General features: G+C 62.2%; 10 protein-coding genes. 4 read left to right on the top strand and 6 right to left on the bottom strand.

The window, feature by feature from the left end; genetic code table 11:
* Window positions 1-43 precede the first annotated feature (43 nt).
* The 3 genes from HOLFODRAFT_RS0203440 to HOLFODRAFT_RS0203430 form a co-directional block, all read right to left on the bottom strand.
* Window positions 44-2,533, bottom strand: a complete 2,490-nt coding sequence (locus tag HOLFODRAFT_RS0203440; protein ID WP_005031475.1) for a DEAD/DEAH box helicase — start codon at window positions 2,531-2,533, stop codon at window positions 44-46.
* A 187-nt stretch (window positions 2,534-2,720) separates the two neighbouring features.
* Complete coding sequence (locus tag HOLFODRAFT_RS23765; protein ID WP_005031470.1) at window positions 2,721-4,334, bottom strand: Kelch repeat-containing protein; 1,614 nt, start codon at window positions 4,332-4,334, stop codon at window positions 2,721-2,723.
* Window positions 4,335-4,403: 69 nt separating this feature from the next.
* Window positions 4,404-4,634, bottom strand: coding sequence for a hypothetical protein (locus HOLFODRAFT_RS0203430; RefSeq protein WP_005031469.1), 231 nt, complete (start codon window positions 4,632-4,634; stop codon window positions 4,404-4,406).
* A 97-nt stretch (window positions 4,635-4,731) separates the two neighbouring features.
* Between HOLFODRAFT_RS0203430 and HOLFODRAFT_RS0203425 the strand changes: the two genes are divergently transcribed.
* The 4 genes from HOLFODRAFT_RS0203425 (at window position 4,732) to HOLFODRAFT_RS0203410 (ending at window position 8,040) form a co-directional block, all read left to right on the top strand.
* Window positions 4,732-5,445: a hypothetical protein gene (locus HOLFODRAFT_RS0203425; protein WP_005031468.1), complete on the top strand. Its 714-nt coding sequence runs from the start codon at window positions 4,732-4,734 to the stop codon at window positions 5,443-5,445.
* A gap of 6 nt (window positions 5,446-5,451) precedes the next feature.
* Window positions 5,452-5,589 (top strand): hypothetical protein, encoded by a 138-nt coding sequence (locus HOLFODRAFT_RS24755; protein WP_005031467.1) that lies wholly within the window; start codon window positions 5,452-5,454, stop codon window positions 5,587-5,589.
* A 59-nt stretch (window positions 5,590-5,648) separates the two neighbouring features.
* Entirely contained in the window at window positions 5,649-6,884 is a 1,236-nt protein-coding gene (locus tag HOLFODRAFT_RS0203415) for a hypothetical protein (protein ID WP_005031466.1), read from the top strand.
* A gap of 91 nt (window positions 6,885-6,975) precedes the next feature.
* The gene (locus HOLFODRAFT_RS0203410; RefSeq protein WP_005031465.1) at window positions 6,976-8,040 is read left to right on the top strand and encodes a hypothetical protein; all 1,065 of its coding nucleotides are present in this window, start codon (window positions 6,976-6,978) and stop codon (window positions 8,038-8,040) included.
* Between the two features lie 57 nt (window positions 8,041-8,097).
* On the opposite strand, the gene HOLFODRAFT_RS0203405 is transcribed toward HOLFODRAFT_RS0203410, so the two are convergent.
* From HOLFODRAFT_RS0203405 to HOLFODRAFT_RS0203395, 3 genes are all read right to left on the bottom strand, one after another.
* Window positions 8,098-9,255 carry a hypothetical protein gene (locus tag HOLFODRAFT_RS0203405; protein ID WP_005031464.1) on the bottom strand — a complete coding sequence of 386 codons (1,158 nt, stop codon included), beginning with the start codon at window positions 9,253-9,255 and terminating at the stop codon, window positions 8,098-8,100.
* On the bottom strand, window positions 9,252-10,772 hold the full coding sequence (locus HOLFODRAFT_RS0203400; protein ID WP_005031463.1) for a PHP domain-containing protein: 1,521 nt from the start codon (window positions 10,770-10,772) through the stop codon (window positions 9,252-9,254). The genes HOLFODRAFT_RS0203405 and HOLFODRAFT_RS0203400 overlap by 4 nt, the downstream gene beginning before the upstream one ends.
* An 87-nt stretch (window positions 10,773-10,859) precedes the next feature.
* A complete protein-coding gene (locus tag HOLFODRAFT_RS0203395) occupies window positions 10,860-11,666 on the bottom strand; it encodes a hypothetical protein (protein ID WP_005031462.1) in 807 nt (268 codons plus the stop codon).
* Window positions 11,667-11,990 lie beyond the last annotated feature (324 nt).

Raw genomic sequence — 11,990 nt, 5'->3', positions numbered from 1 at the left:
ATTGCATAAATGGTGTTGGATGCGGAGCTCAAGCGTATTCGGCTCAGGCTTGCGCTGGCTGGGGCTGGAGTTCGACGACTTCTTCCGTCAACCAGTTCACGCGTTGCAGGCAACTCTCGCCAGCCAGCGGGCTTAAGGAACTTGCATCGACCGTTTTCCGGTTCCCATCCAGGCCTTGGATTTCGTAAACGATCCCGCGGGGGATTGATCTGTACCTCCAAACCGTCACTTCCTCGGATTCCTGTTCGAAGGTCCAGAGGGCCCGTGAGCCTGGGGCAAAGACGGTGGACCAGTCTCCCGTGCAGGGCGGGAGGGTGCCGGGTTCCCGGATGGGCTCCGCGTCGAGGTCGTGGATCTGGTCTAACAATGCCTTGAGTTCGTCTGCCAGTTCGGGTGGGGCAGCCGCCAGGGCCAGGGAAACCACCTCTTCGAAGTGTTCTGCCAACTCCTGAGTAAGACGAAGGCTGCCCGCGACATTGTCGTAGATGCACCAGCCTTGGCAAGTGGTGCGACCATTCGGGCCTGCCTTAGCCTGGAATGCCCCCACATCCAGTTCCTGGTTCGCGATTCCGAATTCCTGACAGAAGGTGCTCATCAGGAATTCCGCCAAGGCCTCGCTTCCCACCCCCGTCCAGCAGACGCCCGTGGTTGGCAAGTAGCGCGGGATTGCCTTTTTGGAGTAGCTCCCGGCATCACCGTACAGGTGGGTCACGGCTTTGCCGTCTTGTCCCTCGGTATAGCCAATGACTCGCTCAAGGACCTGGACGCCACACTCTGCAAGAAAGTGCTCAGACGACGTCTTAAGTTGTAGGAGGGCATCCTGGAATGCCGGGAAGACCTTGTTCTTGCGGATGGGGCGCGTGGTCAGCCGTTTCTCCCGGCGGACCGAGATGCTTCCCTCGTGCCATCGGACTTGGTAAACGCGGTAAGGGCGGGCCAGGTAGTAATAGACGGCGCCTGGGTAGGCCTCCCGCATGTATTGGGAGTGGGTGATGGTGCCCAGGGGCGTGGTCGCATGATTCTGATTAACTTGGATCCGGAATTCCTTTTCACCACCACTGCGAATCGGGAACGCGCGGTGGGGTTGCTCGCCCGCCTTCTGCTTCAGTGGAAGCAGGTCGGGGGGAAGGCTGGCTGTCTGGTCCAACTCGTTTTGGAGCATCTCCAGGAAGGAGGCTGGAAGATCCTCGTAGGCGGCGAAACGCCTGGCGTCTTTGGGAGCGGAGGGCAGTTCCTGGGCCGCGCACAGGGCGTTGGCGTACTGCAGATAAGTGTTCTCCAGGTAGAGCCAGCAGGGCTCGGGTGGCCGTTCGAGGTGGCGCTTGAAGGCGTCTTCGTCCTTCAGGATGCCCCTGTCGTCCAGGATGAGGCAGTGCCCTGTGCGACGGCGCCCGACGCGTCCAATGCGCTGCCAGAATGAGCGCATGGTTCTGGGGAGACCGAGCAGGACCACGACGCGGAGGTCGCCGATGTCCAGCCCCAGTTCCATGGCACTGGTTGCCACCACGCCCTTGAGCGAGCCGTCACCCAGGGACTGCTGGATCGCAAGGCGATCCTCCTCTTCGTACCCTGCGCGGTAGGGGAGAATCTGCCCCTTGGGAGGCCGGATGCCATCTTGGGTTTCGGCGCCGTCGTGCTCGTCCTCCTGCTCCAGGAGGGACACGATTCGCTCGACCTGGATGCGAGAATCTGCAAAGGCCAGGAAGCGCCCTTCGGGATGGAGTGCCAACCGCTTGAGCAGCGAGGCCATTTGTCTGAATGCGTTCTTGGCATCAGGATTCAGCACGGTGATATGCCGTTCCGGGCGATCTGTTCCATCCTCAGTCTGATCGAAAACCCGAAGGCTCCGGCCGGTGAGTTTCCTCATGAACGTCTGTGGCTCGCCCACCGTGGCCGTGCTGGTGATCAGGCGATCCACCGGGCTGATGGCTTGGAGTCGGCGAAGCAGGAATGCCATATTGGTGCCGAACGCACCGTCGTAGACGTGCGCTTCGTCCATGATCAATAAGCGTAGATGCCCGAAGAATTGGGAAAGCTCCAGTTCAGAGGATCTCGCCATGGCCCAGCAGTGGAGCACATCTGGGGTCATGAGGATGACCCGGTTTTCCCGAAGGATCAGTTCTCGTGCCTTGGTTGGGACACTGCCATCAATGAATCCGGCGCTCAGGGCGTGAGGGGTAAGCGCCTCTCCCCACTTCTTGATCTGATCCTGGATCAGGGCCTTGGCGGGATAGAGTGCCAGCACCCGGGCCAGCGGGTCGGCTTTCAGGAGGTGGGTTGCAGCGCTCATGAATACCAGACTTTTGCCGGAGGCTGTGGGGGTGGCCAAGCATATGTCTTGCCCCCCGAGGAAAGTCGCCAGCGCTTCGGCTTGGTGGGAGTAAAGCCCCTGGGGGTAATGGTGGCGAAGAGTCTGAGCGAGGGAGGAGTCCAGGGCGTCTGGAACCGGGGCCCACCGCGCGGTTTGCCCCGGGATGGTGTCCGTTATGCTCACCTGGAGGCAGAGTTCTTGAAACACGCTTTGATCGAGCATCAGACGGCCTCTCCTTATTGATGGATAAAACCCAGCTTAGCCTAACGGAATGGTTTGATCTGAGTGGTGATTGAATCGGTAACAAGTTATTCACTGCACTCCAGGATTTGGGACAACCTCCTGGCCATTGAGGCGCGGGCCGGTCGGTATCATGCCCCGATGCCCCTTGGCTTTTTCTTTGAATGCCCTAAGGCCTGTAAACCTCGCAACTGCTTTCTCCAAACCCCCCAACGATCAGGACCATCCCATTCGGGAGCAGGGTGGCTGTGTGGGCCGTTCTGGCGATTTTCATCGACCCTGTGAGGCTGAAGGTGCCCAGGCTGGCGCTGTAGATCTCGGCGCTCGACCAGAGGTTGAGAGAATACTGACCCCCTGTGATCAGGACATCCCCCGTGGGAAGCAGGGTTGCCGTGTGCAGGGATCGGGCGTAGGTCATCGGGTTCACGGTACTGACAGTGGAGGTGCCGGGATCGAAGGTTTTTACGGTGGCGCCGACATAGTCACCTCCGGGGAGGAGCACTGCACCGTTCTGCAGGCGCACCGAGGCTGCGAAGATGTTGCAAGACCTGAAGGTCTCCACCGTGGTGAAAGCGCCGGTGGAAGGGTCATAGACCTCAGACTGCCAAGCGGCATAGATGAAGACCTTGCCGCTGGACAGCAAGCATGCACTGTGGCTCATGCTCGTCGTGTGCAGGCTGCCGGTGGCAGTGAAGGTGCCCGAACCGGGGGTGTAGACCTCCGCTGTCGCCAGGACGGTGGAGGTGTTCTGCCCGCCCACCAGTAGCACATTGCCATTCGCCATGAGTGTGGCGGAATGATAGGCCCGGGCATCCGTCATGGCGTTGATGGAGGAGAAGGTCCCGCTGGCGGGGTCGTAGATCTCGGCGCTGGCCACATTGACTGCATACCCGTTGGTACCGCCGGTAACTAGGACCTTGCCGTCCGTGAGGAGGGTCGCAGTGTGATGCTGCCGGGGTGTTTGCATCGAGCCAGTTGCGCTGAACAACCCCGTGGAGGGGTCGTAGAGCTCGGCCGAGGACAGGACCTTGTTGGTGTCGTACGAGTATCCACCAGTGATGAGAACCTTGCCGCTATTGAGCAGGGTGGCCGTGTGGTAGCCCCTGTCCACGGTCAGGCTACCGGTGTAGGAGAAGGCTCCGGTCTGGGAGCTATTCACGGTGATGCTGATATCACAATAGGAAGAGCCTGATGTATTGCTGGCCGTTATCCGGTAGACGGTCTGGCCTGTCGTAGTGGTCGGTGTTCCAGAGATCAAACCGTTGGCAGAGTTCAGACTGAGCCCTGCCGGTAGGTTCGGAGAAACCGTGTAGAGGGCGACGGCTCCGCCGGTCGAGGACGGGTAATTGTTTTCAATGGCGACCCCGGCCAGGTAGATGGCGTTATCAAATTGGTAGCTCAGATCCGCGGGGGCTTCATCGTTGATGGTGATGGTCAGCCCGGTCGAGCAGCACCCTGCTGCGTTGCAGGCAGTGACTGTGTAGGTGTTTTGAGGGACAACACTAGAAGGGGCCCCGGAAATTAGACCCGTAGAGGTGTCGAAGGTGAGCCCAGCTGGAATGCTTGGTGATATCGAGTAGCCCGTTGTCCTATCGCCGGAATAGGATGGCGCATTCGGGGTGATGGCTACGCCTTTGGTGTAAGTGGCAGGGTTTGAGCTGTAGATGAGATCAGTGGGTGGGTGAACGGTGTTGCTGGATGCTCCTCCACCGCCTCCTCCGCAGGCTGCAGACAATAGCGCCAGAAGAAACAGCAGGAATGAAACTGCGCGTCGGAACGGCATGGCATTCTCCCTTTCATGAACCCAGTTGGCTGGGGGGTCGGCGCAAGGATGACTTGGGACGCGCGACATTTACTGGCGTCCCATCCTCCGAATCCGCTCCAGGGTCACCTCAAGGGGCTCTGGGTGTTCTTCATCCCATAGGGGCAGGTGATCGTCGCAGGGAAAGGGGTACCGCTTCTCCTGGGGACCATGAAAGGCGTCGAATGCCTCGCGGTTGAGGAGCAGTCTGAGTTCGTGGGAGCGCTCGCCCTGGGCGTGGCGTTGGATCAGGCTCCGGATATGGGCATCTCGGGTGGGCATGGATTGGTCCTCGGGCTTCCCTTGAAGATGGTCGTGGCCGGGCGACAACGGTTGACGCACCTGCAGGTGGATCCTGGGAGTGCACAAGGAGCCTGCCATGCCACCGCTTTCCGAACTGCTTCAGGGATCCTGCTTCTACCCCGCCAGCGGCACCGACATCCGCCCGATCCTGGCCCTCCATGGCCGGGTCAGGACCTTCGTGTACGCTGATTACTGGTCCGAGGTTCAGCGGGAGTTTCCCAAGATCGTGGGGGCCCTGGCCATCGAGGGCTTCACCCACCTGGGGGGAGATGAACTCCGTCCGGGGGATCTGTGGCCCGACCGCCAGGCATGGCCTGCGTCTTTCCATCGCGCCTCCCATCCCGAAGCCTTTCGGGGCTTCTGGGATGTGGAGCCATGGGGTGTCTGGATGCGTTTCGGGGGCCCCTTGGGCAAAGTGGACCTTCTCATGCTGGGGACCGAAGGGATTGCCGCCTACCGGGAACTCTACGTGGCATCCGGCATCGCTCCGACTTGGCTGGCTCTGCTCCGGCCCGGTTGCGGCCTTGGCGGGGGATGGACAGACTTCTGGACCGACGCCCCCTTTCCGGAAGCCTTCCGGGCGAACCCCGGCGGGTTGCCCCTGGGGATCCTGTGCGACGACTATCGGCCCTATCCACCCACCAATCTCGGCATTCCCTACCGGGAAGTGCCCCTGGCCAGTCGGCGCAATCTGTCGGGCTCGGTCCAGGCCTTCCGGAGGGTTCCCGGGCAGACTTCCCGGGAGCGGGGGCTTTCCCTGGAAGAGTTGATCCTCGGATTGGAAGGGTAGGGCGGCATGAAAGGCATCAAAGCGCTGTTCTGGCTTGGTATCGTCCTGCTCCTCGCCCATCCTGCCTGGGGCGGTGCTCTGCTGGTGCTGGCAAGTGTCGGCATCCTTGTCTTGAAGAAGGGCGGTGTGGGGCGTGCTGACTGACGGCGCGTAATGGGTGTGTGCGACACCATATGTCGCTCTAAAGCTCTCAAACTGTTGAAATGAAGCATTCCGACCCTCAGGCCCCCCACTCCATCTTGCTCATCACTCACACCGACCGCGATGGCATCCTGTCCGGCGCTGCCCTGCTGCGCGGGCTGCAGGAACCGTCCGTCGATCTCCTGCTCACCCAGGGGAGCTACCTGGCCTTCGAGCTGGAAGAGCTCCTTGAGGCGGGGTGCCGGTACCAGCACATCTATGCCTGCGACACCTACTGGCATCCGGCCCACGCGGAGCGCCTGGAAGCGGCCTTCCGGGGGCTTCTGGCACCGGAGGGCAGGCTGCTCTGGATCGACCATCACCCTTCCAGCGTGGAGGGGGAGGCTGAGATGACGGCTCGGATTCCCGGGATCCGGACCCTCATCCGGGGCGACCGCGAAGGGGTGCATGAGGCAGTGTCTCTGGTGGTCGAGCGTTTCTGTCTCGACGACGATGATGTGGCCATGGATATGCTGGGGGCGGCCCGGCTCAAATGGACCCGCCGGGGGCTGCCGACGCCGGAACCCGTGCAGGCCTGGCTGGATGTGATCGACGGCCTTTCCCGGCATGTGGATCTTCCGGCTGCCGATGCGGAGCAGCTGGTGCGCACCCTGGCCCAGGGCTTCGACACGCCCATTCCCGCCGCTCTGGAGCCACTGGCCCACACGACACGGGCCTGCAGGGAGCACACCGAGGCCCTGAAGCAGCAGGAATGGGTCCGCCTGCCCTCTGTCGACGGCGGCTGGGGGCTGCTCCTGGACCTCCGGCATGAGCCCCTGGCCGTGGCCTACGAGCTGCAATACGCCCTCTTCATGGCCTCGGATCGGCGGATCGACTACTTCGTGGTGCAGGAATCCAACAGCGTCCGGCACTACGTCAGCGGAAGCCGCGCCCGTATCCAGCGCGATCGGCTGGAGGGAGATGGCCTCCCCGCCCTCCGGGTGGGAACCCATCACAAAGGGCTGCGGGCCGCGGCCAGTTTCCAGGCCCGGAAAGGCATCGATCTCGCCTACATGACCCGACGCCGTCCGGCGGGTCAGTGGCTCCATCCATGGATCGATGCGCACCCGTACCTTGTGAAGGCGGCGTGGCTGGATTCCTCCCGTGCCGAAGCCCCACTCGAAGAGGCCGGGCGGGCCATCGGTGCGGCCATGGTCACCGCGCTATCCGCGTTCCGGTGGTCCGATGCGTCCCGCGCTTTGTGCCCCGCTCGGAAGGATCGGATCAACACCATGAGTGCAGGGCACCCTTCCGTATAGAGGCGTAGCCTCTTTCAAAAATGCACGCGGTGTGGGGGTTTTCTGTCACCCCCCAGCTGTTCTGAAGCCCATCTCCAAGTGGGAGGGAATTATGGAGCTCATTCAGGAACTGCTCCCAGCCAAAGACCTGATGGCTGACCTTAGCCAGCGGGGAGGGCTGGAGTCAGTGGACTGGCTTGGGATCCTTCGTGGCCTGGAGCGACCGGAGGATCGAGTCAGGGTTGTCGTTCTCGCCAGACTCCAGGGCGTTCCGGTTGAACCCCTCCTCAACGCTCTTCTGGGATTGCGAATCCATCCCCTCAGCGTGATGCTCTTCGCCGACATCGAATGGGGAAGCCTGGGGGAGAGTGTGGAGGCGTGTGCCGCAGTCGTGGGTAGGTTCGGTATTGACTGCTTCAAGGTTCTTGAAACTACTCCGTATTCTCTCGATCTTGTGATGGCAGGAGAAAGGCCCGAAGGATGGCCAGGGGACTGCCGACTGATCATCCCTCCAGATATCGCATACGCGCAATTGAGTGGGGATCTGACCGACTGCATCGACCCGGTCCATACCATCCGGCATGAGTTGAGACTCTTCGATGTCTCAGGTCTGGTCGAGCTTCCCGCTGAATTGGATCGGGATCTGCTCATTCATCACTGCGATGCCCGGTTCCGCTTTCAGGAGCGTCTCGCGCCTTGGCGGAGGCTGGAGATCCGGGATTGTCCGAACCTGGTCCGACTTCCTGAACTTCAATTCATAGAGAGGCTGCTCCTGGAGCATCTTCCGGCTCTGGAGGAGCTCCCGCCGATTCAATGCTGGCCAGCGGCCACCATTGAATTGGTGGCGCTGCCGGTCGCGAAAGTGGATCTTTTTCCGGGAGAATCGCGGGGGGGAACTTCTGTCGCTGGAGGGGGATCACCTCATTGCCCGCTCCAGAGGCTGCGCTTGGAGCGATTGGACCAGCTTCGGGACTTCCGGTGGAGCCCGGCGGCCGCAGTGCGTCATCTGGAAGTAATGGATTGCCCCCGGCTGGAGATTTGGCCGGCCGCCCTGACGCACATCCTGGGGGATCTCACCCTGGATATGCTCCCCGGACTTCGTGAACTTCCCGTAGACCTTCAGGTTGAGGGACGCTTGAGGATCCGCAGGTGCCCCAATCTGAAGGTTGGAACCTGAATCAGCCATGCACCCGGGAGGCCTTCCGCGTCTGTGGCCGGGGTCGAGCATCATGCCTCAAGAGAGTTCGCTCTCCCCTCCGGCCACGACCTCTGCCTGTTCCAGGGATCCCAGTCCCGGACAGTTCCGGATGCAAAGATCCTTCGCAATCCGGAGCCCCCGGGGGAGGCCGCTCATGCTGGGGAGATTCTTCAGGGTCAGGCTTCCTGTCAGGTTCTTGAGCTGGCCCGGGATGCTTTCCAGCTTGGGGCAGCTACGGATGGATAGGTTGCGGATGACTGCTGCTGCCGGGAGGTGAAGTCTCTTCAGGTTCGGGAGCTCCTTGAGGTCGATGTCGATGGGGTTTCCGGATGGAAGGTGCAGCTCCTCAAGGCGGGGAGCCCGGGATACATCGAAGTAGGACACCCCTTCCACGCCTTGGGGAAAGGAGCGGATGGGCAGGTTGATGAGCTCGATCTGCGCTGCCCCTGTGATGGTTCGGGGCAGGGTGTCCAGACTGGGACAGTGTTGGAGGTAGAGGCCCCTGGTCCTGAGCTGCTCGGATAGCGATGCCACGCCGGAACACCCTCGGATTTCCAGGGCGCCATCGAGATCCAGGTGTCTTGGAAACTGGAAATGGGCCTCGGAGAAATCGAGTTGAAGCCCACCATGGATCCTCGATGGCAGCTGCAGTGTTCCATCGCAGACCCGGAACTTGAGGTGGCAGGGGAAGTCCGTCCCGGCGGGCAGCAGTCCTGTGACATCGGCATCCGTGAGCATCAAGGTGTCTAGCTTGGGGTTGGGGAGGATGGCCAAGTGAGGGGGCAGGTCCCTCAGCCATTCCGTGGCCTGGAATCGGTTGAGCGTCAGGATTCCCCGCTGGAGGTTCGCTCCGAGGAACTGCCCGGGCTGATGGAATCTCCATTTGCCTTCCTCTGCGAGCCACTGGTGGAAATCTCGATCCCCCGCCAGGAGGAGGCTCAGGGGATGGATGCCCTGTAATGTCAGGGCTGCACATGCGCTCTGCAGAGCCTCCATGGAGCGCGCCACGGTGCAGGCCACCTGGAGCATCTCGGAAGGCCCAGGGATGCCTCCCAGGATCTGGCCCAGGGTCAGGGGATGGCCTGTGGCGCCCTGCATCAGGGAGCAGACGGCCTCCTCCAGGCGCAATCCGGTCAGCGTGGCGGTCTTCAGGAAGGCAGGGATCCATCCTGCTTCAACCTCTTGGCTGCTCATGGATGCGGCCGAGTGTTCCGGTTGCCCCACACCCTCAGGGGCAGAAGTCCCATCAGGGGGGCATCATGGATGGGAACCTGGAGGCTGGTGCCCCAGAGGAAAGGAATCTCTGCGGCGAGTGCCGAAGGGGCCGCCATGGTGTGCAGAAGGTCAGACCCACTGTCCCAGCGTTCGATGGGTTTACCGTAACCCGAGTAGGGGACCCAACAACGACCGAAACTCGGGGGAGCGCCTTCCACATAGACTCTGGCCATGGCTGCGGTTCCATCGGTGATGCCGGGCTGCATACCTGGGAAAGCTTCCGGCAACAGGGATTCCAGCAGGTCGTCGGCCGAGTCGGGCGATACGGGGAGCTCAAAGCACCATTCCACGCCTTCGTTGGGATGGAATATTGGAATCTCGATTCCAGTCAGGAGGGGATCCTCGGAAAAACCCAGGGTCCACGCCAACATGCTTCTACAGACCGCGCCCTTGATGGGTCGAAATTTCAGTCCCCGCCGGGCGGCGGCATCGGCCAGGGCGGCCCATGCCAGGAAAGGCAATTCGCAGCCCAGGTGCTCGACCTGGGTGCATTCCGACTCCAGCCAGGCGTGGTGGGTTGGGTCGATGGTGATACGCCTGGCCATAGCTGATTCAGCCCGCTGGCGCAGGGACCCATGGGCGTGGGTCAAGGCTTTCAAGGGCTCGGAACGGAGGTCGATGGCATCGATGCCTTCGGCCAGCTTCACAGCGTTGGACAGCCAGTCGGGACGATCCGGGAATGCCTCTGCCATCTCTGCTGGAGTGGCCAGATGGTGCTTTCCGGGGGAAGGATGGGAATCCCGGGTGCGAAAGCGTCCCCGCCGGAAGCGTGCGTGGGCCTCCGCGTCCCGGGGGTCCAGGTAGCGGGCCTCCTGGGTGGCGACGATTGAAAGATTCAGGGCGGAACCGAGGTCCTGCAGATCCTGATGGATCCGCCGGTCCGATTCGTGAGCCTGCAGATGGAAGTCTTCGAAGATTCGGCCCATGGCGAGTGCTGCATCCTGGGCGCCTTGGGGGTCACCCCGTCGCAGCAGGGTGGAAACGGAACCCGCCCTCCCGCCGGACAGCGCGATGATGCCATTGGCGTGGGCCCGCAGGTGGCGAAGCCCCACCAGGGGGGTCCGAGTGTATCCGTTGCTGAAGCCTGCGGACACGATGCTGCACAGATTGGCATAGCCTTCCCGGTTGCGGGCCAGCAGCACCAGTCGCCAACCGGGCAGGGGCCTGCCCCAGGCATCTGCGGGAGGGTTCCATCCAGGAGCATTGCCTGGATGGAGCAGGATGGCGCACCCGAAGATGGGCTTCACTGGGTGCGAACTCCGCAGGGTGGCCCTGCAGGCGCCCAGGAGGGCGGCTGAAGACAGCATGGTGCCAGGATCTGTGAGGGCCAGTGCGGGCATGCCTGATTCCTGGCATCGTGCCACGGCGGCGGTAGGGTCCACCATGCCGTCCACAAGGCCATGGGTGCTTGAGACATCGAGATGGACGAAGGTCATGGCCGGGGGCCTCCCATGGGGTTGATCTGGATAGGTGAGGGGGGCGAGGGTCCTTCCCTCAAGCGGACTGAGTTGATCCGTCGAGGCTCAATGGCCTGTGGAGTCTGGCCGTGCTTCCAGGAGCGATGGTCTTGAATTGTGACGTCGGCGCCTGCAGGCGGCCTGGCAAAGCTGGACCAACCGCCGGGCCTCCGACGGAACATCCCCCAGATGGAGAACCAGGAGTTCCACGGCCTCTTTGCAGAGGGTTTCCGCCTCCCAGGCATGCCCGAGGTGCAGTTCCAGGTGGGCCAAGGTCAGCATGGCGTGGGCCGCGGAGACCGGGCGGTCCTGGCGGTGGTAGGCCGCACAGGCCTGGGCCTGCCTCTCCAGGGCTGCTTCGGTGGGCAGGATGCGGGCGAGGGCCTCCAGAACCTCACCATGGTCTTCGAACGTCGGGCACTCCAGCACCAGTTCCAGCCAGGCCTGGGCCTCGACTGTCCAACCGGCCCTGAGGAAAGCCCCGGCGAGGCTGCGCATCAGTTTCGGATGGCGACGATCCGGCTCCAGGTTCCGGTGGTCTTCCAGGGCTTGCGCCGAGCAGTGGAGGGCTTCCTGCGGTCTCCCAGCCTCCAGCAATCGGATCGCCAGCAGCCCCTTGGAGACCGCGAGCTTGGTTGGATCCCCCGCTTGCTGAAAGAAGCGGAGGGCGCGGCGACTCAGGCGCAGGGCGGGGACCGGGCCCTCCAGATCGGCCAGGCAGGCGGAGAGATGGGTCAGAGCCTTTCCCTTTTCAGCAGGACTGCCGCTGCGACGGATCGCCTCCCAGTGTTTCCGGGCCTCGGCTGCGACCTCTTCCAGCCAGGCGCGATCCAGGTGGCTTAGGTGATGGGGGGTGGGGGGTGCGGTCCTCATGGGGATAGTATTGGAGGAATAATGCGACAGCTCGTGTCGTATTGTTCGAACCTCCCCAGGGCTGGCCTGGACTCAGGATTCAAAGACTTCCCGAGTCTCCCCGAAACCCGTCCGGCTCGCGGTACCGAGGTTCAGGGGGGGGCACCGATATGGCACGATTGTAATGAAGATGACATGGATGTCGGGATCTGGCTCTAAGATTGCCTCGTTCACATGGACCTGAATCCGTGAGCCGATTTCGCATAAATCCAATACAAGAAGAACTATATCAATACTAGCGTCACTAACTTTCTGCCGCCCAACTTCACGGCGGCTGTGAGGTGG

This window comes from Holophaga foetida DSM 6591, from assembly GCF_000242615.2.
In the GTDB taxonomy this organism is placed as follows: domain Bacteria; phylum Acidobacteriota; class Holophagae; order Holophagales; family Holophagaceae; genus Holophaga; species Holophaga foetida.
This window is presented reverse-complemented; position numbering and strand designations above follow the sequence as displayed.